General features: G+C 56.3%; 32 protein-coding genes. 17 read left to right on the forward strand and 15 right to left on the reverse strand.

Annotation, left to right across the window (positions count from 1 at the left end):
• Window positions 1-25: 25 nt before the first annotated feature.
• The 3 genes from ACX8ZY_RS17695 to fepD are packed head-to-tail and all read right to left on the reverse strand — an operon-like array spanning window position 26 to window position 2,780.
• Window positions 26-817: an ATP-binding cassette domain-containing protein gene (locus tag ACX8ZY_RS17695; RefSeq protein ID WP_256849791.1), complete on the reverse strand. Its 792-nt coding sequence runs from the start codon at window positions 815-817 to the stop codon at window positions 26-28.
• The gene (gene fepG / locus ACX8ZY_RS17700; protein ID WP_256849792.1) at window positions 814-1,794 is read right to left on the reverse strand and encodes an iron-enterobactin ABC transporter permease; all 981 of its coding nucleotides are present in this window, start codon (window positions 1,792-1,794) and stop codon (window positions 814-816) included. The genes ACX8ZY_RS17695 and fepG overlap by 4 nt, the downstream gene beginning before the upstream one ends.
• Entirely contained in the window at window positions 1,791-2,780 is a 990-nt protein-coding gene (gene fepD / locus ACX8ZY_RS17705; protein ID WP_301249947.1) for a Fe(3+)-siderophore ABC transporter permease, read from the reverse strand. Before fepD ends, fepG begins: the two co-directional genes overlap by 4 nt.
• A 145-nt stretch (window positions 2,781-2,925) precedes the next feature.
• Here fepD and entS point away from each other — a divergent pair, with 145 nt between their 5' ends.
• Window positions 2,926-4,170: an enterobactin transporter EntS gene (gene entS / locus ACX8ZY_RS17710; RefSeq protein ID WP_022625272.1), complete on the forward strand. Its 1,245-nt coding sequence runs from the start codon at window positions 2,926-2,928 to the stop codon at window positions 4,168-4,170.
• Here the strand turns inward: entS and fepB are convergent.
• Window positions 4,165-5,133, reverse strand: a complete 969-nt coding sequence (fepB, locus tag ACX8ZY_RS17715) for a Fe2+-enterobactin ABC transporter substrate-binding protein (RefSeq protein ID WP_421665137.1) — start codon at window positions 5,131-5,133, stop codon at window positions 4,165-4,167. The two genes, entS and fepB, sit on opposite strands and share 6 nt — an antisense overlap.
• Window positions 5,134-5,310: 177 nt before the next feature.
• Here fepB and ACX8ZY_RS17720 point away from each other — a divergent pair, with 177 nt between their 5' ends.
• From ACX8ZY_RS17720 to ACX8ZY_RS17740, 5 genes are read left to right on the forward strand one after another with little or no spacing between them, the layout of a single operon-like run.
• Window positions 5,311-6,489 (forward strand): isochorismate synthase, encoded by a 1,179-nt coding sequence (locus ACX8ZY_RS17720; protein ID WP_089414645.1) that lies wholly within the window; start codon window positions 5,311-5,313, stop codon window positions 6,487-6,489.
• Window positions 6,490-6,499: 10 nt separating this feature from the next.
• A complete protein-coding gene (locus ACX8ZY_RS17725) occupies window positions 6,500-8,116 on the forward strand; it encodes a (2,3-dihydroxybenzoyl)adenylate synthase (protein WP_060681572.1) in 1,617 nt (538 codons plus the stop codon).
• An 18-nt stretch (window positions 8,117-8,134) separates the two neighbouring features.
• Complete coding sequence (locus ACX8ZY_RS17730; RefSeq protein WP_324700455.1) at window positions 8,135-8,989, forward strand: isochorismatase family protein; 855 nt, start codon at window positions 8,135-8,137, stop codon at window positions 8,987-8,989.
• Complete coding sequence (dhbA, locus tag ACX8ZY_RS17735; protein ID WP_022625267.1) at window positions 8,986-9,744, forward strand: 2,3-dihydro-2,3-dihydroxybenzoate dehydrogenase; 759 nt, start codon at window positions 8,986-8,988, stop codon at window positions 9,742-9,744. The genes ACX8ZY_RS17730 and dhbA overlap by 4 nt, the downstream gene beginning before the upstream one ends.
• 2 nt (window positions 9,745-9,746) lie before the next feature.
• A complete protein-coding gene (locus ACX8ZY_RS17740; protein ID WP_029519501.1) occupies window positions 9,747-10,166 on the forward strand; it encodes a hotdog fold thioesterase in 420 nt (139 codons plus the stop codon).
• A 72-nt stretch (window positions 10,167-10,238) separates the two neighbouring features.
• On the opposite strand, the gene cgtA is transcribed toward ACX8ZY_RS17740, so the two are convergent.
• The 3 genes from cgtA to rplU all read right to left on the reverse strand — a co-directional run bounded on the left by cgtA (window position 10,239) and on the right by rplU (window position 12,238).
• Window positions 10,239-11,411 (reverse strand): Obg family GTPase CgtA, encoded by a 1,173-nt coding sequence (gene cgtA, locus ACX8ZY_RS17745; RefSeq protein ID WP_003851092.1) that lies wholly within the window; start codon window positions 11,409-11,411, stop codon window positions 10,239-10,241.
• A 242-nt stretch (window positions 11,412-11,653) separates the two neighbouring features.
• Complete coding sequence (rpmA, locus tag ACX8ZY_RS17750) at window positions 11,654-11,911, reverse strand: 50S ribosomal protein L27 (RefSeq protein WP_003851093.1); 258 nt, start codon at window positions 11,909-11,911, stop codon at window positions 11,654-11,656.
• A gap of 15 nt (window positions 11,912-11,926) precedes the next feature.
• Complete coding sequence (gene rplU, locus ACX8ZY_RS17755) at window positions 11,927-12,238, reverse strand: 50S ribosomal protein L21 (RefSeq protein WP_008925416.1); 312 nt, start codon at window positions 12,236-12,238, stop codon at window positions 11,927-11,929.
• A gap of 257 nt (window positions 12,239-12,495) precedes the next feature.
• Between rplU and ispB the strand changes: the two genes are divergently transcribed.
• The gene (gene ispB, locus ACX8ZY_RS17760) at window positions 12,496-13,467 is read left to right on the forward strand and encodes an octaprenyl diphosphate synthase (protein WP_008925415.1); all 972 of its coding nucleotides are present in this window, start codon (window positions 12,496-12,498) and stop codon (window positions 13,465-13,467) included.
• 238 nt (window positions 13,468-13,705) lie between these two features.
• Window positions 13,706-13,990, forward strand: a complete 285-nt coding sequence (locus tag ACX8ZY_RS17765) for a helix-turn-helix domain-containing protein (protein ID WP_022625265.1) — start codon at window positions 13,706-13,708, stop codon at window positions 13,988-13,990.
• A gap of 73 nt (window positions 13,991-14,063) precedes the next feature.
• Here the strand turns inward: ACX8ZY_RS17765 and murA are convergent, their stop codons facing one another.
• From murA to ACX8ZY_RS17805, 8 genes are all read right to left on the reverse strand, one after another.
• On the reverse strand, window positions 14,064-15,323 hold the full coding sequence (gene murA / locus ACX8ZY_RS17770) for a UDP-N-acetylglucosamine 1-carboxyvinyltransferase (RefSeq protein WP_010251868.1): 1,260 nt from the start codon (window positions 15,321-15,323) through the stop codon (window positions 14,064-14,066).
• A gap of 66 nt (window positions 15,324-15,389) precedes the next feature.
• Window positions 15,390-15,647 carry a BolA family iron metabolism protein IbaG gene (gene ibaG, locus ACX8ZY_RS17775; protein ID WP_010251880.1) on the reverse strand — a complete coding sequence of 86 codons (258 nt, stop codon included), beginning with the start codon at window positions 15,645-15,647 and terminating at the stop codon, window positions 15,390-15,392.
• Window positions 15,648-15,760: 113 nt separating this feature from the next.
• Window positions 15,761-16,066, reverse strand: coding sequence for a lipid asymmetry maintenance protein MlaB (gene mlaB / locus ACX8ZY_RS17780; RefSeq protein ID WP_010251883.1), 306 nt, complete (start codon window positions 16,064-16,066; stop codon window positions 15,761-15,763).
• On the reverse strand, window positions 16,066-16,701 hold the full coding sequence (mlaC, locus tag ACX8ZY_RS17785) for a phospholipid-binding protein MlaC (RefSeq protein ID WP_010251887.1): 636 nt from the start codon (window positions 16,699-16,701) through the stop codon (window positions 16,066-16,068). Before mlaC ends, mlaB begins: the two co-directional genes overlap by 1 nt.
• A 15-nt stretch (window positions 16,702-16,716) precedes the next feature.
• Window positions 16,717-17,262, reverse strand: a complete 546-nt coding sequence (mlaD, locus tag ACX8ZY_RS17790) for an outer membrane lipid asymmetry maintenance protein MlaD (protein ID WP_421665138.1) — start codon at window positions 17,260-17,262, stop codon at window positions 16,717-16,719.
• 4 nt (window positions 17,263-17,266) lie between these two features.
• Window positions 17,267-18,049, reverse strand: a complete 783-nt coding sequence (mlaE, locus tag ACX8ZY_RS17795) for a lipid asymmetry maintenance ABC transporter permease subunit MlaE (protein WP_010251894.1) — start codon at window positions 18,047-18,049, stop codon at window positions 17,267-17,269.
• A 4-nt stretch (window positions 18,050-18,053) separates the two neighbouring features.
• Complete coding sequence (gene mlaF / locus ACX8ZY_RS17800) at window positions 18,054-18,869, reverse strand: phospholipid ABC transporter ATP-binding protein MlaF (RefSeq protein ID WP_010251897.1); 816 nt, start codon at window positions 18,867-18,869, stop codon at window positions 18,054-18,056.
• On the reverse strand, window positions 18,841-19,098 hold the full coding sequence (locus ACX8ZY_RS17805) for a hypothetical protein (RefSeq protein ID WP_124889623.1): 258 nt from the start codon (window positions 19,096-19,098) through the stop codon (window positions 18,841-18,843). Before ACX8ZY_RS17805 ends, mlaF begins: the two co-directional genes overlap by 29 nt.
• Here ACX8ZY_RS17805 and ACX8ZY_RS17810 point away from each other — a divergent pair.
• The 9 genes from ACX8ZY_RS17810 to ptsN all read left to right on the forward strand — a co-directional run bounded on the left by ACX8ZY_RS17810 (window position 19,097) and on the right by ptsN (window position 25,906).
• On the forward strand, window positions 19,097-20,077 hold the full coding sequence (locus ACX8ZY_RS17810; RefSeq protein WP_010251901.1) for a calcium/sodium antiporter: 981 nt from the start codon (window positions 19,097-19,099) through the stop codon (window positions 20,075-20,077). The two genes, ACX8ZY_RS17805 and ACX8ZY_RS17810, sit on opposite strands and share 2 nt — an antisense overlap.
• A 16-nt stretch (window positions 20,078-20,093) precedes the next feature.
• Window positions 20,094-21,077, forward strand: a complete 984-nt coding sequence (kdsD, locus tag ACX8ZY_RS17815; protein WP_010251903.1) for an arabinose-5-phosphate isomerase KdsD — start codon at window positions 20,094-20,096, stop codon at window positions 21,075-21,077.
• Between the two features lie 13 nt (window positions 21,078-21,090).
• Complete coding sequence (kdsC, locus tag ACX8ZY_RS17820; protein ID WP_010251905.1) at window positions 21,091-21,657, forward strand: 3-deoxy-manno-octulosonate-8-phosphatase KdsC; 567 nt, start codon at window positions 21,091-21,093, stop codon at window positions 21,655-21,657.
• Window positions 21,654-22,226 carry an LPS export ABC transporter periplasmic protein LptC gene (gene lptC, locus ACX8ZY_RS17825; RefSeq protein WP_010251907.1) on the forward strand — a complete coding sequence of 191 codons (573 nt, stop codon included), beginning with the start codon at window positions 21,654-21,656 and terminating at the stop codon, window positions 22,224-22,226. Before kdsC ends, lptC begins: the two co-directional genes overlap by 4 nt.
• Window positions 22,201-22,752 (forward strand): lipopolysaccharide ABC transporter substrate-binding protein LptA, encoded by a 552-nt coding sequence (gene lptA, locus ACX8ZY_RS17830; RefSeq protein WP_010672013.1) that lies wholly within the window; start codon window positions 22,201-22,203, stop codon window positions 22,750-22,752. Before lptC ends, lptA begins: the two co-directional genes overlap by 26 nt.
• A 5-nt stretch (window positions 22,753-22,757) precedes the next feature.
• Complete coding sequence (gene lptB / locus ACX8ZY_RS17835; protein ID WP_003851107.1) at window positions 22,758-23,483, forward strand: LPS export ABC transporter ATP-binding protein; 726 nt, start codon at window positions 22,758-22,760, stop codon at window positions 23,481-23,483.
• Window positions 23,484-23,531: 48 nt separating this feature from the next.
• Window positions 23,532-24,965: an RNA polymerase factor sigma-54 gene (rpoN, locus tag ACX8ZY_RS17840; RefSeq protein WP_010251911.1), complete on the forward strand. Its 1,434-nt coding sequence runs from the start codon at window positions 23,532-23,534 to the stop codon at window positions 24,963-24,965.
• 21 nt (window positions 24,966-24,986) lie between these two features.
• Complete coding sequence (gene hpf / locus ACX8ZY_RS17845) at window positions 24,987-25,274, forward strand: ribosome hibernation promoting factor (RefSeq protein ID WP_010251913.1); 288 nt, start codon at window positions 24,987-24,989, stop codon at window positions 25,272-25,274.
• 152 nt (window positions 25,275-25,426) lie between these two features.
• Window positions 25,427-25,906: a PTS IIA-like nitrogen regulatory protein PtsN gene (ptsN, locus tag ACX8ZY_RS17850; protein WP_010251916.1), complete on the forward strand. Its 480-nt coding sequence runs from the start codon at window positions 25,427-25,429 to the stop codon at window positions 25,904-25,906.
• The last annotated feature ends 21 nt before the right edge of the window (window positions 25,907-25,927 follow it).

The raw sequence follows: 25,927 nt of genomic DNA on the forward strand, positions 1-25,927 counted from the left end.
TTTCTTCGGGTGGAGAAAGCGCAGGTCAGCCTCTTCCCAGCGGCACAATCATCGGCGTACCGGCCACCGGATCGTTAATGATGATGCAGCGCAGGCCGTAGATCGCTTCTATCAGTTCCGGCGTGACGATCTCCGCCGGTTTCCCTTCGGCAATGATTTTCCCGTCTCGCATCGCAATCAGGTGGCTGGCATAGCGGCACGCCTGATTGAGATCATGCAGCACCACCACCAGCGTACGGCCATGCTGCTGATTGAGATCCTGCATTAATTCCAGCAACTCAATCTGATGGGCGATGTCGAGCCAGGTGGTCGGTTCATCCAGCAGCAACAGTGGCGTCTGCTGAGCCAGCACCATCGCAATCCACACCCGCTGCCGCTGGCCGCCAGAGAGCGTATCAACCTGCTGCTGCGCTAAGTCTGCCACGCCGGTAGCCTGCATTGCCTGCTGAACAGCCGTCTCATCTTTCTGTCGCCAGCGACCAAACAGCGACTGGTGCGGATAACGCCCGCGCGCGACCAGTTCGCTGACGCTGATGCCCGCTGGTGCATTCGAGCTTTGCGGTAGCAGCCCCAGCCGACGCGCCACCTCTTTGGTAGCGTAGTGAGCAATCGCATTGCCATCCAGCAGCACCTGGCCTTTCAGGGGCGAGACCAGGCGGCATAAGGTACGCAGCAGCGTCGACTTTCCACAGGCATTTGGGCCAATAATAACGGTCAGTTCACCGTCGGGGATCGCGACGGTGAGATTCTCCGCCACGATTTTTTTGTCATACCCCAGCGTCAGCGCGTCGCCCTGCAAACGTGTTTTCACTGTCATTGGCGTCGCGCCTCCCGTACCAGTAAAGCAATCAGATAGAGTCCGCCCAGGCTAACCGTGATGACGCCAACCGGCAGCTGATAAGGCAGGAAAAAGTGCTGCGCGGCGTAATCCGCGGCGGTTAACAGCAGCGCGCCGCACAAGGCAGCCAGCGGCAGCGCGCCTTTGATACCGCCACATAGCCGACGAGCAATCTGCGGTGCCAGCAGCGCAATAAAGGAGACAGGACCGACCAGCGCGGTAGAGGCGGCGGTGAGGATCACGCCCGTCAGCATCAGCAAAACGCGGCTGCGTTCAACCGGTACGCCCAGCGCGCAGGCGGTGTCGTCACCCATCTCCAGCAGACGCATGCGCCGGGCCAGCATGCTTGTCGCCAGCAGCGCCAGCAGCAGCACGATAATCACCGGCGTCGTTTTCGCCCAGGTAATGCCGTTGAGTGAACCGGCGCTCCAGAGCCCGGCGCTCAGTGCCGCCTCCAGTGAGGCGCTGATAATCAGCCAGCTGTTCAGCGCCATCAGCAGCGCCCGCACGCTGATGCCCACAATGATCAGACGAAAGGTCTCCACGCCGTTGCGCCAGCTCAACAGCCAGACCACGCCCGCCGTGAGCAGTCCGCCAAGCAGTGCCGCCAGCGTCATGCCCTCCATGTTTTGCTGGAACAGCACCAGTGCCACCAGCACGCCGCTGTAAGCGCCGGTATTGAAACCCAGAATATCGGGGCTGCCCAGCGGGTTGCGCAGCAGCGACTGAAAAATTGCCCCGCTGACGCCCAGTGCCGCACCAATCAGCAGCGCCATCATGACACGCGGCAGTCGCCACTCCAGTACAATCAGCTGTATGTTACGCGCCGCCTCGCCGTTGATAAGGGCCCACAACTGGCTGGCGGAGATCGGTAAGGTGCCGCGCGTAATGCTCAGAAAGGTCAGCACCCCGCAGGCCACCAGCAGCATCAGCGCATTAATCATCACCCGTTTCATAGCTGCCCTCTTCCCGACTTGCGGCGCACCAGCACAATCAGCATCGGCGCGCCCAGTATGGCCGTGACAATCGACACGCGCAGTTCGCCCGGTACCAGCAGCCGTCCCAGAATATCGGCGGCCAGCAGCAAACAGGGGGTGATAAGAAGGGTTCCGGGCAGCATCCAGCGATGATCGTTACCCAGCAGCCAGCGGGCCAGATGTGGCGTCATTAAGCCGACAAAAGCGATGGGGCCGACAGCGGCTGTCGCCGCCCCACTCAGCAGCGCAATAGCCAGTAATCCCACCAGCTGGGTACGCATCACCCGGGTACCCAGCGCGGTCGCCATATCACCGCCCATACTCAGGCTGTTGAGCGAACGCGCCAGCAGCAGCGCCAGCAGGCTACCGGCGACTACCGCCGGAAAGGTGGTGCGCAGAATGGCAAAATTGCGGATATCCAGCGAGCCACTGTGCCAGAAACGCAGATGATCGTAGATGTCAGGATTGAGTAGCGATAAACCAGAGGTTAACCCCTCCAGCACCGCGCCCAGCGCCACGCCTGCCAGCGTCAGACGCACCGGATTAACGCGGCCACCGCCCAGCGCACCGGTCAGCGCCACCAGCAGGGAGGCCAGCAGTGCGCCCGTAAAGGCAAAGCCAAGCCAGTCCGCGGGGGAGTCAGCGCCAGACAGGGCGATGCCCAGCACTACCGCAAAGCCTGCACCGGCGTTGATACCGAGAATGCCGGGATCGGCCAGCGGATTGCGCGTCAGGCTCTGCATCAGCGCGCCCGCCAGACCTAAACTGATCCCGGCCAGCAGACCCGCCAGGGTGCGCGGCAGTCGGGCATCGCGCACGATGACACAATCGACGCGGTTACAGCCGCTGAATAAGGCCTGCGTGACATCATGAAAGGGGATAGATTTGGCACCCAGCATCAGGCTGAGCGCGAGAAGCAACAACAGCAGCATCCCTGAACCTGCTATTGCACGAAGTTGACGCATAACGTTTAAACCTTCACCGATTCATTGAGATCGCAGCACGAGTCATTATGATAATGATACTTGTTATCGTTATTAGTGATTTTTTGTATGTTACCATGACTCCCGGACTCAATGATGAGGAAAATGGGTGCAAAAAAGCGACGTTATGAACAAACCCTCCCACTTTATCGATCTCAGCCTGCTGAGAACCCACCCCGCCTTTCGCGCCATTTTTATCGCCCGCTTTATCTCCATCGTCGCCCTCGGCATGCTGGCGGTGGCGGTACCGGTTCAGATTCAGCAGCTAACGCAGTCGCCGCTGCTGGTGGGGCTGGCGGTGACGCTGGCCGGTGCCGGCATGTTTATCGGCCTGCTGACCGGCGGCGTGCTGGCGGATCGCTATGAGCGCCGACGTCTGATCCTGTTTGCCCGATCCACCTGTGGCCTGGGCTTTGTCGCCTTATGCATCAATGCCCTGCTCCCTTCGCCGTCGGTGATCGCCGTCTTTGTGCTGGGACTGTGGGATGGTTTTTTCGGCGCGATAGGCGTCACCGCGCTGCTGGCGGCGACGCCGGCGCTGGTCGGGCGTGAAAACCTGATGAAAGCAGGTGCGATTACCATGCTGACGGTGCGCTTTGGCGCGATTCTCTCCCCCGCCATTGCCGGACTGGTCATCGCGCAGGGCGGTGTGGCGTGGAACTACGGACTGGCGGCGTTCGGCACGTTGCTGACGGTGCTAACCCTGCTGCGGTTGCCGCGGCTGGCGCCACCGCCGCAGCCGCGTGAGCATCCGCTAAAAGCACTGGTCAGCGGCGTGCAATTCCTGTTTGCCAGCCCGATCGTTGGCATGGCGGCGCTGGTCGGCGCGCTGGTGACGTTAGCCAGCGCGGTGCGCGTGCTCTATCCGGCGCTGGCGCCACACTGGCAGGTCGGTGTGACGGAGTTAGGGCTGATGTATGCCGCCGTTCCGCTGGGTGCTGCCACAGGTGCCCTCACCAGCGGACGGCTGGCACAGTCACCGCAGCCGGGCCGCCTGATTCTGGCGAGTGCTATTGCTGCTTTCGTCGCGCTGGCTCTGTTCAGCCTGATGCCGTGGTTCAGCGCGAGTCTGGTCTGCCTCGCGGCCTTTGGCTATTTCAGTGCCATCAACAGCCTGGTGCAGTACGCGCTGATCCAGACGCTGACGCCTGATGCGCTGCTCGGCAGGATCAACAGCCTCTGGACAGCGCAGAATGTCACCGGCGATGCGATAGGTGCAGCGATGATTGGCGCGATGGGTTCGCTGCTGTTGCCGCAGCAGGCGGCCAGCCTGTCTGGTCTGGCAGCCACCGTGCTGGGCATCGTCATGTGGCTGCTGATGGCGCGTCTGCGTCGCTATCAACCGCCTGCACCGGCGGAAACGGGATCATGATTTAACGAACAGCGTCTCCAGCCGCGTCAGCAAATTGCTGGCGCTGTAGTAGTCGAGCCGGAAGCTATCCAGCCCCAGCGCATAGACCGCTTTTGCGCGCACAGCTGGGGTCTGCGCCAGGAAAGGGTTGCTCATCACCTGTGCGGCGGTGGGCTCTTCGGCGGCAAACAGCAGATATGATTGACCATTAAGGCCTGCCGCCAGATTTTCTCCTGACAGTTGCAGGATATCTTTACGCTGTCCCATGCTGTGACCAGACTGAAGAGTGGCCGGCGGCGTCGCCAGAGTGAAGCCCAGTTGCTGCAGTAATTTCCCCTGCGCCGACGCATCCGTCCACAGATTGACTGCCCGGCCATCCCCGTTCCACACCATCGCTGATACCGGCTGCGGCGGCAGGGTCAGCTTCGCTTTCAGAGCCTTTTCTCGCGCATCAAACTCAGCTTTCCGGGCGGCAGCTTCCGCTTCATGCCCGGTCACCTCACCCAGCAACGTCACCAGTTGCTGCCAGCTTTTATCGTCGTAATTCACCACCAGCACCGGCGCAATCGCCGCGAGCTGATCGACCAGTTTGATCGCCGAATCATTCCCTGTGGCGCTGACCACAATCAGGTCTGGCGCTTCAGCAGCAATCGCTTCTGCACTGGGCTCACCAATGTAGAGACGTTTTACGCCGCGCTGTTTGGCCACTTCGCCCCACTGACGGAAGAATCCCTGCTTATCAGCCAGCCGACTGCCGGGTGCGGTTGCGCCACTGGCGATGACCGGCGCATCAATGGCCAGCAGCGAGCCTGTCAGGGTAACGCTGGTCGAAACGATACGCATCGGTGCCTGGGTCAGCGTGATATTGCCTGTTGCCCCGGCGACAGTACGCGGCCAGCCGGTCTGGGCAGCAGCGGTAACGCTGAACAGGCTGATGCTCAGGAAAAACAGCGCTATCGCCGATGTGACACCATGTTTACTCATAGATTTTCGTCCACTTTTACCCGGAAAAAGAGAGAGACCATTTGTGCTGATTTAACCGGCCATGCCAGCTGAATCGCCGCGTAATTATTGACACTTTCGGCTAATCAACGTAGGTTACTGGCCCACAATACAAATGATAATCATTATTAGTTATCTTATCATTTATAGGTGGGAATTATGGTGGAATCGCTGGCGTTTGAACATCCCTTGTTGCAGGATTTCCCGGCACTCTGCCGTGGCTTTCTGTTTACCTCTCCCTGGCAAAGCCTGACCACACAGGGCTGTTTTACTACCCTTACCGCGCCGGTGAGGCAGGGTGAGCAGCTGACAGGGGAGTTTCAGCAGCAACTACAGCACCATTTTGCTTCAGCCAGAAAACAGGGCATTGCCCATCCCATTCTGGTGGGTGCAATCCCCTTCGACGTGGATCAGCCCGCTGCGCTGTTTATCCCTGAGTCGTATCAGACCTTTAACCGTGACGATCTCAACGCCAGTGCCTCTCTGGCTGAGGCTGAACTGCCGCAGGTGCGTCGCCGCACGGCGGTGCCGGACCATGACATTTTCATCGACATGGTTGCGCAGGCGGTGGCGGCTACGCAGCGCGGCGATCTGGATAAAGTGGTGTTGTCGCGGCTGATGGATATCGTGGCGGAACAACCGGTTGATACGGCCGCCCTGATGCAGCGCATCGTGGCGCAGAACCCTAACAGCTATCACTTCCATCTGCCGCTGCCCGATGGTGGCGCGCTGGTTGGCGCCAGCCCGGAACTGATGATTCGTAAGCAGGGCCGCCAGTTCAGCTCCTGTCCGCTGGCCGGTTCAGCGCCGCGTCATCGCGATCCGCAGCGTGACCAGGCCTCTGGCGACAGCCTGATGCACTCAGCAAAAGATCGTCATGAGCATAAGCTGGTCACGGATGCGATGCGCGCGACGCTGCAACCGCGCAGCCGCCTGCTGTCGGTCCCCGAGACACCCTCACTGCTGACCACTGCAACATTGTGGCATCTCGCTACGCAGATTCAGGGTGACGTGCTGGACGATCGCGAAAATGCGCTGTCACTGGCCTGTCTGCTGCATCCGACACCGGCCCTCAGCGGCTTCCCGCATCAGCGTGCTCAGACGCTGATTCAGCGACTGGAGCCATTCGAACGTCAGCTGTTTGGCGGCATCGTCGGCTGGTGTGACGATCAGGGCAATGGCGAATGGGTCGTCACCATTCGCTGCGGTACGGTGAATGGCCCGCGGGTGCGGCTGTTTGCGGGCGCAGGCATCGTAGCGGACTCACAACCTGAATCAGAATGGCGTGAAACCGGCGTCAAACTCGACACCATGCTTCGCGCTTTTGGACTGCAATAAAGGAACCTGTATGACGATTTCCTACAGCCGCTGGCCGGACGATCTGGCTGCACGTTACCGTGAAAAAGGCTACTGGCTCGATCTGCCGATGACCGACATCCTGGAACGTCATCGCGACAGCGAGAGCGTAGCGGTGATTGATGGCGAACGACAATTTACCTATCGCCAGCTGGCGGCGCTGAGTGACAACCTGGCCGCGGCATTGCAGCGTCGCGGCCTGAAGTCAGGCGATACGGCGCTGGTGCAGCTCGGCAACGTGGCGGAATTTTACCTGACGCTGTTTGCCCTGTTCAAAATCGGCGTTGCCCCGGTTAACGCCTTGTTCAGCCATCAGCGCACCGAACTGGCCGCCTATGCCAGTCAGATCTCGCCGAGCCTGTTAATTGCCGATCGCAGCCACGCACTGTTCGCCGATGATGTGTTTATTACGCAACTTCGCCGCGATCAGCCTTCACTCCAACAGGTGATCCTGCGTAATGACGCTCAGACGGAAAACAGCCTCGACGCCCTGCTGGCTGAACCCGCGGGCAACTTCATCGCAACCCCGACCGCAGGCGATGAAGTCGCCTTTTTCCAGCTGTCAGGTGGCAGTACCGGTACACCGAAACTGATCCCACGTACCCATAATGATTACTACTACAGCATCCGTGAGAGTGACGTTATCTGCGATGTTACCGCCGACACCCGCTACCTGATCGCCCTGCCCGCCGCGCATAACTTCCCGATGAGTTCGCCGGGCGCGCTGGGCGTTTTTTACGCGGGCGGACAGGTGATCTTAGCCGCCGATCCCAGCGCAACACTCTGCTTCCCGCTGATTGAAAAGCATCAGGTCACCGATACCGGCCTGGTTCCGCCCGCCGCCAGTCTCTGGCTGCAGGCGATTCAGGAATGGGGCAGCAATGCTGCGCTGGCCTCGCTGCAACGCATTCAGGTCGGTGGCGCAAAGCTGGGCGAAACGCTGGCCGCGCGCATCCAGAACGAGATCGGCTGCACCCTGCAGCAGGTATTTGGTATGGCGGAAGGTCTGGTGAACTACACCCGACTGGATGACGATGAGCAGACCATTCTCACCACGCAGGGACGCCCGATCTCCCCGGATGACGAGGTGTGGGTCGCCGACGATCAGGGTAATCCATTGCCAGCAGGCTCCATCGGTCGCCTGATGACGCGTGGTCCTTATACCTTCCGCGGCTACTACAACAGCCCGGAACATAACGCCGCCAGCTTCGATGACCAGGGCTTTTACTGCTCTGGCGATCTGATTGAGATCACGCCCTCTGGCAACATCATCGTGCAGGGCCGGGAGAAAGATCAGATCAACCGGGGCGGCGAAAAGATCGCAGCCGAAGAGATCGAAAACCTGCTGCAGCGCCATGCGGATGTGATCCACGCTGCGCTGGTCTCCATGAGCGACGAGCTGATGGGCGAAAAGAGCTGTGCCTTTATCGTCACCCGTCAGCCGGTTAAACCGGTGGCGCTGCGTCGTCACCTGCGTGAACTTGGCGTGGCAGAATTTAAGCTGCCCGACCGTATTACCTGCGTAGATGCCCTGCCGCTGACCGCGGTCGGAAAGGTGGACAAAAAACGTCTGCGCCAACAACTTGCCGATCAACAAGCGCAAGCCTGATCTGTCCGGAGATTTTCAATGGCTATTCCACAACTGACCTCTTATCCGCTGCCAGCCGCCACCGAGTTGCCCAACAACAAAGTGAAATGGATGCTGGAGCCGGGCCGTGCCGCCCTGCTGATCCACGATATGCAGCGCTATTTTCTCAACTTCTGGGGCGAAGATAGCCCGCTGGTTGAGCAGGTAGTCGACAATATTGTCCGCCTGCGTCGCTACTGCAAAGCGCAGGGCATTCCGGTGTTTTACACCGCTCAGCCAAATGCGCAGAGCGATGAAGATCGGGCGCTGCTCAACGACATGTGGGGACCGGGCCTGAATAAACATCCCGATCAGCAGAAGATCGTGGATGCGCTGGCACCGGATGAGGACGATCATGTCCTGACCAAATGGCGCTACAGTGCATTTCACCGCTCGCCGCTGGAGTCGATCCTGCAGGAGATGGGTCGCGATCAGCTGATTATCACCGGCGTCTATGCCCATATTGGCTGCCTGACCACCGCCACCGATGCGTTTATGCGCAATATTCAGCCGTTTATGGTGGCCGATGCGCTGGCTGACTTCAGCCGTGAGGAACATATGATGGCGCTGACCTACACCGCGGGCCGTAGCGGAAAAGTGGTGATGACCGCCGATCTGATGCCTGTGCCACTCAGCAAAGATGATTTGCGCGCGTTGATCCTGCCGCTGCTGGAAGATGATGAGGTGCCGGAAGATGATGAAAACCTGATTGATTACGGTCTGGACTCAGTACGCGTGATGGCGCTGGCGGCACGCTGGCGTCAGGTACATCGTGATATCGATTTCGTCAGCCTGGCGAAAAATCCGAGCATTGATGGCTGGTGGGCGCTGCTGACGCGGGAGCCGGCGAAATGAGCCACACATTCGACTTCAGCGGTAAAATCGTCTGGGTAACCGGTGCCGGCCAGGGTATCGGCTATCATACTGCGTTAGCCTTTCATCAGGCTGGCGCACAGGTCGAGGCCTTTGATCAACGTTTTAAGGGCCATGATTACCCGTTTCCCTGCCACACGATGGATGTAGCCGATCCGGCTCAGGTCAAAACGATCTGCCAGCGCGTATTGGCCGTGCAACCGCGCATTGATGTGCTGGTCAACGCAGCCGGTATCTTACGGATTGGTGCCACCGATGAGCTGTCGTTTGCCGACTGGCAGGCGTGTCTTAACGTCAATGCGGGCGGCGCGTTTAATCTGTTCCAGCAAACATTGCCACGCTTTCGCGAACAGCGCGCCGGTGCCATCGTCACTGTCGCGTCTAATTCGGCTCATGCCCCGCGTATTGGCATGTCCGCTTATGGTGCTTCAAAAGCGGCGCTGCGCAGTCTCTGTCAGACCGTGGGTCTGGAGATGGCGCCCTATGGCGTGCGCTGCAACATCGTTTCACCCGGTTCCACCGACACCGATATGCAGCGCAGCCTGTGGCACACACCGACGGGTGAGCAGGAGATGATTGCCGGCTTCCCGGATCAGTTCAAGCTGGGTATCCCGCTGGGCAAGATCGCGCAGCCGCAGGAAATTGCGGCCACCGTATTGTTTCTCGCGTCGGATCTTGCCAGCCATGTGACGCTGCAGGATATTGTGGTTGATGGTGGCGCAACCCTGGGAGCCTGATGATGACAGCGATCTGGAAGCGATCCATTGATCTTCCCGCCCTGAATGCGCTGGGTGAGAACTCTCTGGTGGCCCATCTGGGTATCGTTTTTACCCTGATAGGTGATGATTATCTGGAAGCGACGATGCCGGTCGATGCCCGTACGCAACAGCCGTTCGGGCTGCTGCATGGCGGTGCGTCCGTGGTGCTGGCGGAGTCGATGGGCTCAATTGCCGGATATCTGGCGGTTGAGGAAGGCAGCAGCGTGGTTGGCGTAGAAGTGAATGCCAGCCATCATCGTGCGGTTTCTGCCGGTCTGGTGCGGGGAATTTGCCGTCCACTGCATCTGGGTAAACGCAGTCAGAGCTGGCAGATTGAGATTCGGAACGGTCGGGATCAGCTGTGCTGCAGTGCGCGACTGAGTGTGGCGGTGATGAGCTAGCTGCAGAAAGAACAATGCCCCCTTTCAGGCCTGAAAGGGGGCATTGCATATCACGCTGTAGCAGGCGATCGGTTAACGCTGATAGATAATTTCAACGCCTTCGTCGTCTTCATCATCCCAGTCGTCATCCCACTCTTCATCTTCCACTTCAACCGTGTTTTCAATGGTTTCTTTGTGGTAATCGTCCCACATGAACTCCACTTTCTCCGGCTGCTTCTCTTCAAGCTCCGCTTCTTTCGGATTAGCGTTGATGAAGCTCATCACGTCCCAGCAGAGTTCGTTGACACCGGTACGGCTTGCGGCAGAAATCAGGTAATACTTATCTTCCCAGCCCAGTGCTTCAGCCACCGCTTTAGCCCGTGACTGCGCTTCTTCTTCACTGATCAGATCAATTTTGTTGAAGACCAGCCAGCGTGGCTTGTTGAACAGCTTCTCGCTGTACTTTTCCAGCTCGCCGAGAATGATGCGGGCATTTTCAACCGGATCGCTTTCATCGATAGGGTCGATGTCGATCAGGTGCAGCAACACGCGGCAGCGCTCAAGGTGCTTCAGGAAGCGAATGCCGAGGCCTGCGCCATCGGCTGCGCCTTCAATCAGGCCAGGGATATCGGCCACGACGAAGCTCTGCTCGCTGTCCATACGAACCACGCCCAGGCTCGGCACCAGCGTGGTAAACGGATAGTCCGCCACTTTTGGCTTCGCTGCCGATACGGCACGGATAAAGGTCGATTTACCGGCATTCGGTAAGCCCAGCATCCCGACATCTGCCAGCAGCATCAGCTCCAGCTGCAGATCGCGCTTTTCACCTGGGGTACCCATGGTTTTCTGGCGCGGACTGCGGTTTACAGATGATTTAAAGCGGGTGTTACCCAGACCATGCCAGCCGCCTTTGCCGACCATCAGTTTCTGGCCGTGACGCGTCATGTCGCCCAGTGTCTCGCCGGTACCCTGATCGATAACCCGGGTGCCGACCGGCACTTTAACTTCGATATCTTTACCGCGTTTGCCAGTACAGTCGCGGCTCTGGCCGTTCTGCCCACGCTCGGCGCGGAAAGATTTTTCGAAACGATAATCGATAAGGGTGTTGAGGTTTTCATCAGCGATCAGATAAACGTCACCGCCGTCACCGCCATCACCCCCATCAGGGCCGCCTCTCGGGATATATTTTTCGCGGCGGAAGCTTACGCAACCATTACCGCCATCACCGGCGACGACCAAAATTGTCGCTTCATCTACAAACTTCATTTTCTATCTCCGTCACACAATCGCCTGCAGCACTCTGCAGACGGGTCCGCCAGGGTCTTCTGCGCTGACCAGCGGCGGATAAATCAGGATTGGCTTTCGCCAGTGCGTACATAAAGTGTACAGCAAACTTTTGTGATGCGTCGCTTTTACCGCAACAGACCGCAGAATGTAAAAAGCCCCGCAGGAGCTGCGGGGCCTTCAATTCGTGCGTTCAGACGTTAAACGTCTGCGTCACGACAACCTTACTCAGCAACGATGCTGATGTATTTACGGTTGTTCGGACCTTTAACTTCGAACTGTACTTTACCGTCTGCGGTAGCAAACAGGGTGTGGTCACGACCACAACCTACATTGGTACCGGCGTGGAATTTGGTGCCACGCTGACGAACGATGATGCTACCTGCCAGAACAGATTCGCCACCGAAACGTTTTACACCCAGACGTTTTGCATTGGAGTCACGACCATTTCGAGTCGAACCACCAGCCTTTTTATGTGCCATTTGTCAGATCTCCTCTTATGCCGTGATACCAGTGATTTTCACATCAGTGAACCACTGGCGATGGCCTGCTTGCTTACGGTAGTGCTTACGACGACGAAACTTAACGATCTTAATTTTCTCGCCACGACCGTGAGCAACAACTTCTGCCTTGATCATTCCGCCTGAAACCAGTGGCGCGCCGATTTTCACGTCTTCGCCATTAGCAATCATCAGAACCTGGTCAAACTCAATCGTTTCACCGGTTGCGATGTCCAGCTTTTCCAGGCGAACGGTCTGACCTTCGCTTACTCGGTGTTGTTTACCACCACTTTGGAAAACCGCGTACATATAAAACTCCGCTTCTGCGCTTGCCTTTTAGTTCATCAGGCGGCGCGCTAAATATTCACAATAGGGCGCGAATTCTACGCAAAACTCCAGAAGAAGACAAGAGCACTTTGCACACTCTTGCAGAAAAAAAACACAGGCTGAATGCAACCGTTTCTCAGGCAGAAAATTCAAGTACAATCAGTAACAGATTACCTGAACGCTGGCTGGGTAAAAGCACTTACCATGGCAGAGATAACGAGTCATAGCTGAAAAGACGAATGAACTTAGAACAGATTAATGAATTAACCGCACAGGATATGGCTGCCGTTAACCAGACCATCCTCGACCAGCTGAATTCAGATGTCTCGCTCATCAACCAGTTGGGCTACTACATCATCAGTGGTGGGGGCAAGCGTATCCGTCCCATGATTGCCGTGCTATCCGCACGTGCCATGGGCTACAAGGGCGATCTGCACGTGACCAATGCGGCGCTGATCGAATTTATCCACACCGCCACGCTGCTGCATGACGATGTCGTGGATGAATCCGATATGCGTCGTGGCAAAGCGACCGCGAACGCGGCGTTTGGCAATGCGGCAAGCGTGCTGGTCGGTGATTTTATTTACACCCGCGCCTTCCAGATGATGACCAGCATGGGTTCGCTGCGTATCCTGGCGCTGATGTCAGAAGCGGTAAACGTGATTGCTGAGGGCGAAGTCCTGCAGCTGATGAACGTCAACGATCCCGACATCACCGAAGAGAGCTACATGCGCGTGATTTACAGCAAGACCGCGCGTCTGTTTGAAGCGGCCTCGCAGGCCTCGGCGATACTGGCTGAAGCCACACCTGAAGAGGAAAAAGCGCTACAGGATTATGGACGCTATCTGGGCACCGCTTTCCAATTAATTGACGACTTACTGGATTACAGTGCTGATGGCGAGACGCTGGGCAAAAATACCGGCGATGATCTGAGTGAAGGCAAACCCACGCTGCCACTGCTGCATGCTATGCAGCACGGCTCACCTGAGCAGGCGAAGATGATCCGTGAAGCCATTGAGCAGGGAAATGGCCGCCATCTGCTTGAACCGGTACTGGAAGCGATGAATCAGTGTGGTTCACTCGAATGGACGCGCAGCCGCGCCGAACAGGAAGCGGATAAAGCCATTGAAGCCTTGCGTATTCTGCCCGAATCGCCGTGGCGCAGTGCGCTGGAGTCGCTGGCGCACATGTCAGTTCAGCGCGATTTCTGATCCCTCACGGAGCCTGACAGGCTCCGTTTTTACGTCCCTGCTCTCACTTCTTTTTGTTATCTCTTAGCTGTTGCACTCCTTTTGCATGCCACCCCACAGATCAGATGCTGGATCCAAATATTACTGGAAACTAATGGGAACTATTTGCTATAAAAACCTCAATCTTTCCAGATAACGGTAAAAAGGAAAGCTCACGTCCTGCTGGACGACGCAATGACAGGGAAAAGGAGAACAGGATATGCAAAAAAGGATGGAAGACTGGCACCCGGCTGACATTATCGCGGCGCTGCATAAGCGTGGAATGACACTCGCGGCGCTATCACGCGCAGCAGGTCTCAGTTCATCAACGCTGGCTAATGCGCTCACGCGTCCATGGCCCAAGGGCGAATGGTTGATCGCTGACGCGATCAAGGTTCATCCTTGTGAGATCTGGCCCAGCCGCTATTACGATCCCGAGACCCACTGCCTGCTGGATCGCAGAAAACGTATCCGGGCGCCTGTCGATCATTCCGATACCGCCTGAAAACTCAGGCGATCCTCAGGCGAAAAAAAACCAGCCCCCAAAGGGGGCTGGCTCTTTCAGAGCATCTGCGGGATTACTCTTCGCTGACGCGCTCGATGTTTGCGCCCATGGCTTTCAGCTTATCTTCGATGTGCTCATAGCCACGATCGATGTGATAAATGCGATCAACAAACGTCGTTCCTTCCGCAATACAACCGGCCAGAACCAGGCTGGCAGACGCACGCAAATCGGTCGCCATCACCTGCGCACCTGACAGGGTTTCAACCCCATGACAGATCGCCGTGTTGCTCTCAATCTCAGCATGTCCGCCCATACGAATCAGTTCCGGGATATGCATGAAACGGTTTTCGAAGATGGTTTCGGTAATCACGCCCGTGCCTTCCGCGACCATGTTTAACAGTGTGAACTGCGCCTGCATATCGGTCGGGAAACCTGGATGCGGTGCAGTGCGCACATTGACCGCTTTTGGCCGCTTGCCGTGCATATCCAGACTGATCCAGTCTTCGCCGGTTTCGATATCGGCACCCGCATCACGCAGCTTGGCCAGCACAGCATCCAGCGTATCCGGCTGGGTTTTGTGACACATCACTTTGCCACCCGAAATGGCGGCAGCCACCAGGAAGGTACCGGTTTCGATACGATCCGGCAGGACACGATAAACACCGCCACCCAGACGCTCTACGCCTTCGATGGTGATTTTATCGCTGCCTGCACCACTGATTCTGGCGCCCAGGGTGTTAAGGAAGTTGGCGGTATCGACAATTTCCGGCTCACGCGCCGCATTCTCAATCACGGTGGTACCGGTCGCCAGCGTCGCAGCACTCATGATGGTCACGGTCGCGCCGACGCTGATTTTGTCCATGACAATCAGTGCGCCCTTCAGGCGGCCATTGACTGACGCTTTCACGTAGCCCTCTTCCAGCTTGATCTCGGCACCCAGCTGTTCAAGACCGGTAATGTGCAGATCAACCGGACGCGCGCCGATAGCGCAGCCACCCGGCAGGGAAACCTGACCCTGACCAAAACGCGCCACCAGCGGGCCCAGCGCCCAGATTGAGGCACGCATGGTTTTGACCAGATCGTAAGGCGCACAAAATACATCTACCGCGCTGGCATCGACATGCACAGAACCGTTGCGTTCCACCTTCGCACCCAGCTGGCTCAGCAGCTTCATGGTGGTATCAATGTCGCGCAGCTTTGGCACATTCTGGATCTCGACCGGCTCTTCAGCCAGCAGCGCAGCAAACAGAATAGGAAGCGCGGCGTTCTTTGCCCCGGAAATGGTTACTTCACCACTTAAGCGGGTGGGGCCTTGCACACGAAATTTGTCCATTAACACGGCTCTCAATTAACTAGCTAAAGATTGGACTCGCCAGCGACGAGTTCACCCCGCTGGGGATCAGAAACCGTTGAGTTTACGGTCACGCGCCCATTCAGCGGGAGTATAGGTTTTGATAGAGACAGCATGAATGCGGTTATCCGCGATAAATTCCATCAGCGGCGCGTAGACAGCCTGCTGCTTTTTCACGCGGCTCAGTTCGCCAAACAGTTCGCCTACGGCGATCACCTGAAAATGGCTGCCATCATTGCTCATCACATGCACTTCATCTAAAGGCAATGCTGCCATCAGCACGGCCTGAATTTCACTGTTTTCCATTGGGCTTAACTTCACTTAATAATAATAAGGCTGACATAGTAGAGGAAAGCGGCTGACTCTTAAATACGCAAAAGCCCCTGTTGAAAACAGGGGCTTAGCATAACAACCGGATATCAGGCGCTTTTATCCGCAGAAACAATAATCTGTTGCAGATTGTAAAGCGTAATCAGCGAATGCAGTTTGTCGCTGATGCCCGTAAAGCGAGGGGTAATACCCTGTGCCCGCGCGATTTCCCGCAGATGCACCAGCAGGGCAAGCCCGGAAGAGTCCACACGCTCCAGCGCCGCGACGTCGATGGTATCGACATCTTTAATCAGCGTTTCACGTTGCTGCCACAGGCTCATCAGCGTGTCGCGATCCAGTTCGCCTTTCAGTAATAGCGTGCTGGCTTCCCGCTCCCAGCGTAACGATTCGTGCATTATTGTTGTTTATCCAGCGTGATTGGCTGTGCCGCAGAAGATTTCAGCTGCGCCGTCAGACCATCGATACCTTTGGTACGTAACAGATCGCTCCACTCATTTTGTTTGGTGGTGATCATGCTGACGCCTTCAGCGATCATGTCATACGCCTGCCAGTTACCGCTCTGGCTGTTTTTACGCCACTGGAAGTCGAGGCGAACCGGTGGACGACCATTTGGGTCGATAATGGAAACGCGAATAGCGACAATCTGGGCATCGCCTAACGGCTGCTCAGGTTGAATCTGGTAGCTCTGTCCGTTGTACAGTGCCAGTGCCTGACCATAAGCCTGCGCCAGATAGTCACCAAAGGCGCTGAAGTAGGCTTCACGCTGAGCGGGCGTCGAATCACGATAGTAGCGGCCCAGCACTAACGCGCCCGCATATTTGATCTGTACATAAGGCAGCAGCTCCTGACGCACAATCTGACGCAGGTAGTTAGGGTCCTGCTTGATTTTCGGCTGCTCGTTTTTCAGACGGGTGAACGTCTTTTGCGCCGCTTCATTCATCAGTTTGTAGGGGTTGCTCTGATCGGCTGCGGTTGCCGTCAGCGGTACCGCAACCACCAGCATGGCAATCATCAGTAAACGTTTAAACATGGTATACCCTCTTCTTTAAGGTTGAGCCGGTGCCGCAGGCGCAGCACTGTCGCCTTCCTGCGCATCCTTGTTTTCACTGTTTTGTTTATTATCGCCGCTCTTATAAAGGAACTGACCGATCAGGTCTTCGAGCACCATGGCGGATTTCGTATCGCGCAGCGTATCGCCATCTTTCAGCATCGCCGAACCCAGTTCAGGATCCTCAAATCCTAAATTGAGTGCCAGGAATTGCTCACCCAGTAGTCCCTGAGTGCGAACCGCCAGCGAGCTGGTGTCTGAAATTTTATTCGCATACTGATCGCTGATGTCCATGGTGACACGCGGCAGCAGCGTTTTCGGCTCTAACTCAATGTCGGTCACCCGGCCAATCACCACCCCACCAATCTTGACCGGCGAACTGGCTTTGAGACCACCAATATTGTCAAAGGTGGCGTAGAGCTTCCACGTCGGCTCGGTGCCCATTGACTTTAAATCGGCGACGCGCAGCGCGAGAAACAGCGCCGCCAGCAACGCCATAATCATAAATATGCCAACCCAGATTTCGCTTTTTTTGCTTTGCATTGCATCAATTCCCAAACATCAGTGCTGTCAGCACAAAATCCAATCCGAGCACCGCCAGTGACGCGTGCACCACAGTGCGCGTCGTCGCGCGACTGATCCCTTCAGAAGTTGGAATCGCATCATAGCCGTTAAACAGCGCAATCCACGTCACGGTAATGGCAAATACCGCACTTTTAATCAGGCAGTTAACCACATCGGCACGAAAATCGACGGCATTCTGCATCGCCGACCAGAAGAAACCAGGATCAATCCCTTTCCAGCTCACCCCGACCAGCGCCCCACCGGCAATCCCTACCGCGGTAAAAATCAGCGTCAGTAACGGCATACTGATAAAACCGGCCCAGAAGCGCGGCGAGACCACCCGGCGCAACGGGTCAACCGCCATCATCTCCATACTGGAGAGCTGTTCGGTGGCCTTCATCAGGCCGATTTCGGCGGTCAGCGCAGACCCTGCCCGTCCGGCGAACAGCAGCGCGGTCACAACCGGCCCCAGTTCGCGCAGCAATGACAGCGCCACCAGCATACCGAGGCTGGTTTCCGCGCCATAGGTGTTTAAGACCAGATAACCCTGAAGGCCAAGCACCATGCCGATAAACAGACCGGAAACCACGATGATCAGCAGCGACAGCACGCCGACGCTATAAAGTTGTTTAATCAGTAGCGGCGTGTGTCTGCGGAACGCTGGCTTGCCCACCAGCGCATGAAAGAGCATGAGTCCTGCGCGTCCAAAACTGGCGCACGTTTCAATTCCCTGACGTCCAAATGTCGCCAGCGCCTTCAACACCATCAGTTTAGTTACTCCCTGAGCCGGTTAAATCAGCGAGATAGTCGCCGGCAGGAAAACGGAAGGGAACCGGACCATCCGCATCGCCATCAATAAACTGGCGAACGCGCGGGTCATTGTTCGCTCGCAACTCCGGCGTGGTGCCGTGTGCGATAATTTTTTGTCCGGCCACGATATAGGCATAGTCCGCAATACTCAGTACTTCCGGTACGTCGTGCGAGACCACAATACAGGTCAGGCCCAGAGCATGGTTCAGTTCATCAATGAGTTTTACCAGCACACCCATCGTGATCGGATCCTGACCGACGAAAGGCTCATCAAACATGATCAGTTCCGGCTCCAGCGCGATAGCGCGCGCCAGTGCCACACGACGCGCCATTCCGCCCGACAGCTCCGCGGGCTTCAGCTGGGCCGCGCCACGCAGACCCACCGCTTCCAGCTTCATCAGCACTGTGCTGTGCAGCAGCGGAGGAGGCAGACGGGTATGTTCACGCAGCGGCCAGGCAACATTTTCATAGACCGTCAGGTCAGTAAACAGCGCGCCAGACTGGAACAGCATGCTCATTTTTTTGCGCGCTTCGTACAATTTAGTGCGAGACAATGACGGAATGTTTTCACCACGGAAAAAGATTTCACCGCTGGTCGGCTGAAGTTGCCCCCCAATCAAGCGTAGCAGCGTGGTTTTTCCTATCCCCGACGGCCCCATTATCGCCGTCACTTTGCCTTTTGGCACGGTCAGCGAAATGTCATCGAAGATGGTGCGATCTCCGCGCGAAAAACTCACGCCACGAACCTCAACCAGATTCGATTGCTGCTGGATCATTATAACCTCTTGTAAGGATCGGGCGTAAACATGGGGTACGATGGTAGCCTGTTCGGTCCTGATTCACGATAGCTTTACAGAAACTTACCGCTAAGATTTGGCGAAAATGGTCATTAAATTTACTTTTGCCGTCCGGACGGTCAAAATCAGCGCCTGTCTCGCCAAACAGAACCTTAAACCGGTCGGGAAAGGCATTGCCGGCCTGGGTTTTTACGCAAGGATTTTTCATGTTCGTAGCTTCTGCACTGCTGATTATCGGTTTGCTTTTACTGGCATATGGTGCCGATCGTCTGGTGTTTAGCGCCTCTATACTGTGTCGATCATTTGGCATCCCGCCACTGATTATTGGCATGACCGTTGTCAGCATCGGCACCTCGCTGCCAGAGATGATCCTCTCCTTTTCCGCCGCGCAGCATGGCCAGATGGATCTTGCTGTTGGCACCGCGCTCGGCTCGAATATTACCAATATTTTACTCATCCTGGGTGCCGCTGCGCTTATGCACCCGCTCAGCGTCCATTCTAATCTGATACGCCGTGAACTGCCGTTAATGTTGCTGGTTACCCTGCTCAGCGGTTTCATGCTGTTTGACAATCAGCTTAGTCGACTGGATGGAATAGGCCTGATCGCCATTGCCGCGATTTATCTGATGGTGGTGATTCGCATTGCGCGTAAAGCAGAACGGGATAACAACGACACCCTGACCCGCGAGCAGCTGGCCGAGCTGCCACGCGAAGAGAGCGGAAATACGGTGGCCTTTCTCTGGCTGGCCGTCGCGCTGATTATCCTGCCTATGTCGACACGAATGGTGATCGACAATGCCACGGCGTTTGCCGACTATTTTGGCGTCAGCGAGCTGGTGATGGGCCTGACGCTGATCGCCGTGGGCACCAGCCTGCCCGAGCTGGCAACGGTTATTGCCGGTGCGCTGAAAGGCGAAGATGATATCGCGATCGGCAATCTGATCGGCGCCAACATTTATAATATTGCCATTGTGCTGGGTCTGCCGGCGCTGATTCACCCTGGCAGTGTCGATTATCACGCCTTCGCCCGTGATTACTGGGTGATGCTGGGAGTCAGCGTGCTGTTTGCCCTGCTCTGCCTGCTACGTCGCCGCCGCGTTGGCCGTACGGCAGGCTTATTTTTACTCTGTGGTTTCTTCGTCTGGGTGACGCTGCTGTGGATGCAGCCGGCATTCATGGACGGCTAACAAGGACAGACTCACTATGTCATATCAGCAACCAACAGCATTTGATTTCCAGCAGGCGGGGAAAACCGTACTGCGCATTGAGCGCGAAGGTCTGGAACAACTCGATCAATATATTAACGACGATTTCGCCCGCGCCTGCGCCCTGATCTACGCCTGTCAGGGTAAAGTGGTGGTGATGGGCATGGGCAAGTCTGGCCATATCGGCAAAAAAATGGCGGCGACCTTTGCCAGTACCGGCACGCCCGCTTTTTTTGTTCATCCGGCCGAAGCCAGCCATGGCGATCTGGGCATGGTGAGCAAAAATGATGTGGTCATCGCCATCTCCAACAGCGGTGAGTCGAACGAAATCCTCGCGCTGATTCCGGTTTTAAAGCGTCAGCACATTACGCTGATCTGCATGACCGGACGGCCTGACAGTGCGATGGGCCGGGTTGCCGATGTGCATCTGTGTGTCCATGTTCCGCAGGAAGCCTGCCCGCTGGGTCTGGCACCGACCACCAGTACCACAGCCACGCTGGTGATGGGTGACGCGCTGGCGGTTTCGCTGCTGGAAGCGCGCGGCTTCACCGCCGAAGACTTTGCTTTGTCCCATCCTGGCGGTGCGCTGGGCCGTAAACTGCTGCTGCATGTGGCTGATATCATGCACAGTGGCGATGAGCTGCCGCACGTCACACGGGACGCCTCGCTGCGCGATGCGCTGCTGGAGATTACCCGCAAAAATCTGGGGCTGACGGTGATCGTCGACGACCTGATGAAAATTGAAGGTATCTTTACCGATGGTGACCTGCGCCGCATCTTTGATATGGGCATCGATTTCCAGCGCGCCACCATCGGGGAAGTGATGACGCCAGGTGGCATCCGCGTCCGGCCTAATATGCTGGCGGTGGAAGCCCTGAACCTGATGCAGACCAAAAACATTACCTCGATTCTGGTGGCCGATGACGACCATCTGCTCGGTGTGGTACATATGCATGACATGCTGCGCGCTGGCGTAGTCTGAACAGGAAGAGAAAATGCAACAGGCAACCCACCCGATTGAAACCTGCTACGGCCCGGTCAGCGCTGACGTTATGGCGCGCGCCAGCAGAATTCGTCTGCTGATCTGCGATGTCGATGGCGTGATGTCCGACGGAGTGATCTACATGGGGAATAATGGCGAAGAGCTGAAGGCATTCAACGTGCGGGACGGTTACGGCGTTCGCTGTTTGCTGACCTCCGATGTGGAAGTGGCTATTATTACCGGCCGCAATGCCCGTCTGATGGAAGATCGCTGCAAAACGCTCGGCATCCGTCATCTTTATCAGGGACAATCGGATAAGCTTTTGGCCTATCGTGAACTTCTGGATAAACTGTCTCTTTCCGACGACCAGGTCGCCTACATCGGTGACGATCTGATCGACTGGCCGGTTATGGCGAAAGTGGGTTTAAGCGTGGCGGTGGCGGATGCACATCCGATCCTGTTGCCGCGCGCGCATTATGTCACGCGGATTGCCGGTGGACGCGGTGCAGTTCGCGAAGTATGTGACCTGATCTTAATGGCGCAGAACAAATTTGAGGATGCCAAAGGGCAATCAGTATGAGTAAAAGCAGGCGTTGGATAACGCTGATTCTGACCTTGATTGCACTGGTTTTGATCGGCTGGAATCTTACTAACCAGGATGACGATGGCACGCCAGTCGGCACGGACAGTCAGTCACCGACCTACACCAGTGCTGATTCACACACTGTGGTTTATAACCCGCAGGGCGCGCTGTCATATAAACTGGTCTCTGACAAAGTGACCTATTTCTCGGATGATGAACTGAGCTGGTTCGACAATCCGGTCATGACCACCTTTGATGAGAACAAAATCCCTACCTGGACGTTACGCGCGGATAAAGCAAAGCTCACCAAAGATCGTATGCTTTACCTGTATGGCCATGTTGAGCTGAATACGCTGACGCAGGATTCTCAGCTTGAGCGGATCAAAACCGATAACGCCCAGATTAATCTTGTCACTCAGGACGTTACCTCTGATGACCAGGTGACATTGTATGGCCGCAGTTTTAACTCCACCGGCATGAAAATGCGCGGCAATTTACGGACAAAAAACGCCGAGTTAATCGAGAAGGTCAAAACCTCTTATGAAATTCAAAATGAACAAAAATAGCCTGAAGCTTTTACTGGCCAGCATGCTGCTGGCAACCAGCGTTCCGGCGCTGGCTCTGACCGGTGACTCGGACAAGCCCGTCAATATTGACTCGCAGAATCAGGCGCTGGATTTGCAAGGCAATGTCGCGACCTTTACCGGCAATGTCATCGTGACGCAGGGCTCAATTAAAATCACGGCAGATAAAGTCGTGGTGACCCGTCCGGGCGGCGACAGCAAGAAAACCATCGTTGACGCCTACGGTAATCCCGCCACCTTCTATCAGATGCAGGACAGCGGTAAGCCGGTGCAGGGCCATGCCGCAAAACTGCACTATGAACTGGCTAACGATTTCGTTGAACTGACCGGCAATGCGTTCATTGAGCAGCAGGACAGCAACATCAAAGGCGATCGTATTACCTACCTGGTGAAAGAGCAGAAAATGCAGGCTTTCAGTCAGGGCCAGAACAAGCGCGTCACGACTGTACTGGTGCCGTCGCAACTTCAGGACAAAGGTTCGTCCAACAGCGGAAAGAAGAGTAACTGATAGCTATGGCCACATTAATCGCAGAAAACCTGGCGAAGGCATATAAAGGCCGTCGCGTGGTAGAAGATGTCAGCCTGCAGGTAAAATCCGGCGAGATTGTCGGCCTGCTGGGCCCGAACGGTGCCGGTAAAACCACCACCTTTTACATGGTAGTGGGCATTGTGCCGCGTGACGCTGGCCGCATTATTATTGATGATGAAGATATCAGCATCCTGCCGCTGCATGCCCGTGCGCGTCGTGGCATCGGCTATCTGCCGCAGGAGGCATCGATCTTCCGTCGCCTCAGCGTCTACGATAACCTGATGGCGGTCTTGCAGATCCGTGACGATCTGACCGAAGAGCAACGCCAGGATCGTGCCCGTGAGCTGATGGAAGAGTTTCACATTGAGCACCTGCGCGACAGCATGGGCCAGGCACTTTCGGGTGGTGAGCGACGTCGTGTTGAGATTGCACGGGCGCTGGCGGCTAATCCTAAATTTATCCTGCTGGATGAACCTTTTGCCGGTGTTGACCCCATCTCCGTTATCGACATTAAGAAGATCATTGAGCATCTGCGTGACAGCGGCCTCGGTGTGCTGATTACCGACCATAACGTACGCGAAACGTTAGCGGTCTGTGAGCGGGCTTATATCGTCAGCCAGGGGCACCTGATCGCACACGGCACACCGAATGAAATTCTTGCGGATGAGCAGGTTAAGCGGGTTTATTTGGGTGAAGAGTTCAGACTCTGATAAGGTGTCGTTAATACCGATGTTTACCTGGGAACGATCATCCTGTCTATGAAGCAAGGTTTACAACTCAGGTTCAGCCAACAGCTGGCAATGACTCCGCAATTGCAACAGGCGATTCGCCTGCTGCAACTCTCTACGCTTGAACTCCAGCAGGAGCTTCAGCTTGCGCTGGAAAGTAATCCGCTGCTTGAGCAGACTGACCTGCATGAAGAGATCGATTCACGGGAGTCTTCAGAGGCCGAGGCGCTGGATACACGCGAAGCGCTTGAGCAGAAAGAGATGCCTGATGAACTGCCGCTGGATGCGACCTGGGATGAGATCTACACCGCGGGTACGCCTTCCGGCACCGGCACCGATTACCAGGATGATGAGTTACCGGTTTATCAGGGCGAAACGACCCAGTCGCTGCAGGATTATCTGATGTGGCAGGTCGGACTGACGCCGTTCAGCGATACCGATCGCGCCATTGCCACCTCTATTGTCGATGCTATTGATGACACCGGGTATCTCACCGTTTCGCTTGAGGAGATCCTTGACAGCATCGGCGATGATGAGCTCGAAGCGGATGAAGTTGAAGCGGTGCTGAAACGCATCCAGCGCTTTGACCCGATTGGTGTTGGCGCGCGCGACCTGCGTGACTGCCTGCTTGTGCAGCTTTCACAATATGCGCCCGAAACGCCGATGCTGGCAGAGGCGCGCCTGATCGTCAGCGAACATCTCGATCTGCTGGCAAACCACGATTTCCGCAGCCTGATGCGGGTCACACGCCTCAAAGAAGAGGTGCTGAAAGAGGCGATGCTGCTGATTCAGTCGCTGGACCCGCGTCCGGGTCAGTCGATCAACACCGGCGAACCAGAATATGTCATTCCCGATGTGCTGGTACGTAAGATCGGCAGCCGCTGGACGGTTGAACTCAATGCCGATAGCGTGCCACGTCTGAAGATCAATCAGCACTATGCGGCAATGAGCGGCGCGACGCGGAACGACAGCGACAGCCAGTTCATTCGCAGTAATCTGCAGGAAGCCCGCTGGCTGATTAAGAGCCTGGAAAGCCGCAATGATACCCTGCTGAAAGTGACGCGCTGTATTGTTGAGCAACAGCAGGCCTTTTTCGAGCAGGGTGAAGAATTTATGCGCCCGATGGTGCTGGCGGATATCGCCCAGGCCGTTGAGATGCACGAATCGACCATCTCCCGCGTTACCACGCAGAAGTATCTGCACAGCCCGCGTGGCATTTTTGAACTGAAGTACTTTTTCTCCAGTCACGTTAATACGGAAGGTGGCGGTGAAGCCTCCTCTACCGCGATTCGTGCCCTGGTGAAAAAATTAATTTCGGCGGAAAATCCAGCCAAACCCTTGAGCGACAGTAAACTGACCTCCATGTTATCTGATCAGGGGATCATGGTGGCACGGCGTACCGTCGCCAAATATCGTGAGTCTTTATCCATCCCGCCATCGAACCAGCGTAAACAACTGGTTTGAAAGAAATGAGAAGGAAGACCTATGCAGCTGAACCTGACCGGGCAACACGTTGAAATCACTCCACCTCTGCGTGAATTCGTCAACGGTAAATTTGCCAAACTGGAACACTATTTTGAACATATCAATCAGGTCTATATTGTCCTGAAGGTTGAGAAAGTCACGCAGGTGGCTGACGCAACACTACACGTGAATGGTGGCGAGCTGCACGCCACATCCGAAGCGGAAGATATGTATGCGGCCATTGACGGACTGATCGATAAGCTCACCCGTCAGCTGACCAAACACAAAGATAAACTGAAAAAACACTAACCTTCACGCTAGCGACGCGCGCCTGGCGCGCAGAGCCGACAGGATGGGGCGGATAATCCGCCCCGTTTTGTCATCTGAGCAGGCGCCGTTTGTCACACGCGTCAATACGCGCTGGCGGTGAATGGCCTGGTGAACACGCAAGTGAAACGATAATGAACAACGATCTCACACTGGAATTGAGCACAGTGCTTTCGCCAGACTGCACCCGCAGCGGCGTCCACTGCCAGAGCAAAAAACGTGCGCTGGAAATCATCAGCGAACTGGCCGCTAAGCAGCTCAACCTGCCGCACCAGACGCTTTTCGAAGCGATCCTGACCCGCGAACGCATGGGCAGTACCGGTATTGGTAACGGGATAGCCATCCCGCACGGCAAGCTGGAAGAGGATACGCTGCGCGCGGTTGGGGTGTTTATCAGCCTCGAACAGCCGATTGCGTTTGATGCCGTCGACAACCAGCCTGTCGATCTGTTGTTTGCCTTACTGGTCCCGGCTGACCAGTGCAAAACACATCTGCACACCCTGTCACTGGTGGCAAAGCGTCTGGCAGATAAAACGGTTTGCCGTCGTCTGCGCGCAGCGCAGAGTGATGAAGAGCTCTATGCCATTATTACGGAAGTCCAGTCGGAGCAGTAACGCGTCTTTACCGGCCGGGTG

The sequence above is a fragment of the Pantoea sp. XAF26B01_ASV70 genome (genome assembly GCF_054512635.1).

Coding starts and splice junctions, on each gene's coding strand:
- ACX8ZY_RS17695 (WP_256849791.1), bottom strand. CDS start 817: ATGACAGTGAAAACACGTTTGCAGGGCGACGCGCTGACGCTGGGGTAT.
- fepG (WP_256849792.1), bottom strand. CDS start 1,794: ATGAAACGGGTGATGATTAATGCGCTGATGCTGCTGGTGGCCTGCGGG.
- fepD (WP_301249947.1), bottom strand. CDS start 2,780: ATGCGTCAACTTCGTGCAATAGCAGGTTCAGGGATGCTGCTGTTGTTG.
- entS (WP_022625272.1), top strand. CDS start 2,926: ATGAACAAACCCTCCCACTTTATCGATCTCAGCCTGCTGAGAACCCAC.
- fepB (WP_421665137.1), bottom strand. CDS start 5,133: ATGAGTAAACATGGTGTCACATCGGCGATAGCGCTGTTTTTCCTGAGC.
- ACX8ZY_RS17720 (WP_089414645.1), top strand. CDS start 5,311: ATGGTGGAATCGCTGGCGTTTGAACATCCCTTGTTGCAGGATTTCCCG.
- ACX8ZY_RS17725 (WP_060681572.1), top strand. CDS start 6,500: ATGACGATTTCCTACAGCCGCTGGCCGGACGATCTGGCTGCACGTTAC.
- ACX8ZY_RS17730 (WP_324700455.1), top strand. CDS start 8,135: ATGGCTATTCCACAACTGACCTCTTATCCGCTGCCAGCCGCCACCGAG.
- dhbA (WP_022625267.1), top strand. CDS start 8,986: ATGAGCCACACATTCGACTTCAGCGGTAAAATCGTCTGGGTAACCGGT.
- ACX8ZY_RS17740 (WP_029519501.1), top strand. CDS start 9,747: ATGACAGCGATCTGGAAGCGATCCATTGATCTTCCCGCCCTGAATGCG.
- cgtA (WP_003851092.1), bottom strand. CDS start 11,411: ATGAAGTTTGTAGATGAAGCGACAATTTTGGTCGTCGCCGGTGATGGC.
- rpmA (WP_003851093.1), bottom strand. CDS start 11,911: ATGGCACATAAAAAGGCTGGTGGTTCGACTCGAAATGGTCGTGACTCC.
- rplU (WP_008925416.1), bottom strand. CDS start 12,238: ATGTACGCGGTTTTCCAAAGTGGTGGTAAACAACACCGAGTAAGCGAA.
- ispB (WP_008925415.1), top strand. CDS start 12,496: ATGAACTTAGAACAGATTAATGAATTAACCGCACAGGATATGGCTGCC.
- ACX8ZY_RS17765 (WP_022625265.1), top strand. CDS start 13,706: ATGCAAAAAAGGATGGAAGACTGGCACCCGGCTGACATTATCGCGGCG.
- murA (WP_010251868.1), bottom strand. CDS start 15,323: ATGGACAAATTTCGTGTGCAAGGCCCCACCCGCTTAAGTGGTGAAGTA.
- ibaG (WP_010251880.1), bottom strand. CDS start 15,647: ATGGAAAACAGTGAAATTCAGGCCGTGCTGATGGCAGCATTGCCTTTA.
- mlaB (WP_010251883.1), bottom strand. CDS start 16,066: ATGCACGAATCGTTACGCTGGGAGCGGGAAGCCAGCACGCTATTACTG.
- mlaC (WP_010251887.1), bottom strand. CDS start 16,701: ATGTTTAAACGTTTACTGATGATTGCCATGCTGGTGGTTGCGGTACCG.
- mlaD (WP_421665138.1), bottom strand. CDS start 17,262: ATGCAAAGCAAAAAAAGCGAAATCTGGGTTGGCATATTTATGATTATG.
- mlaE (WP_010251894.1), bottom strand. CDS start 18,049: ATGGTGTTGAAGGCGCTGGCGACATTTGGACGTCAGGGAATTGAAACG.
- mlaF (WP_010251897.1), bottom strand. CDS start 18,869: ATGATCCAGCAGCAATCGAATCTGGTTGAGGTTCGTGGCGTGAGTTTT.
- ACX8ZY_RS17810 (WP_010251901.1), top strand. CDS start 19,097: ATGTTCGTAGCTTCTGCACTGCTGATTATCGGTTTGCTTTTACTGGCA.
- ACX8ZY_RS17805 (WP_124889623.1), bottom strand. CDS start 19,098: ATGAAAAATCCTTGCGTAAAAACCCAGGCCGGCAATGCCTTTCCCGAC.
- kdsD (WP_010251903.1), top strand. CDS start 20,094: ATGTCATATCAGCAACCAACAGCATTTGATTTCCAGCAGGCGGGGAAA.
- kdsC (WP_010251905.1), top strand. CDS start 21,091: ATGCAACAGGCAACCCACCCGATTGAAACCTGCTACGGCCCGGTCAGC.
- lptC (WP_010251907.1), top strand. CDS start 21,654: ATGAGTAAAAGCAGGCGTTGGATAACGCTGATTCTGACCTTGATTGCA.
- lptA (WP_010672013.1), top strand. CDS start 22,201: ATGAAATTCAAAATGAACAAAAATAGCCTGAAGCTTTTACTGGCCAGC.
- lptB (WP_003851107.1), top strand. CDS start 22,758: ATGGCCACATTAATCGCAGAAAACCTGGCGAAGGCATATAAAGGCCGT.
- rpoN (WP_010251911.1), top strand. CDS start 23,532: ATGAAGCAAGGTTTACAACTCAGGTTCAGCCAACAGCTGGCAATGACT.
- hpf (WP_010251913.1), top strand. CDS start 24,987: ATGCAGCTGAACCTGACCGGGCAACACGTTGAAATCACTCCACCTCTG.
- ptsN (WP_010251916.1), top strand. CDS start 25,427: ATGAACAACGATCTCACACTGGAATTGAGCACAGTGCTTTCGCCAGAC.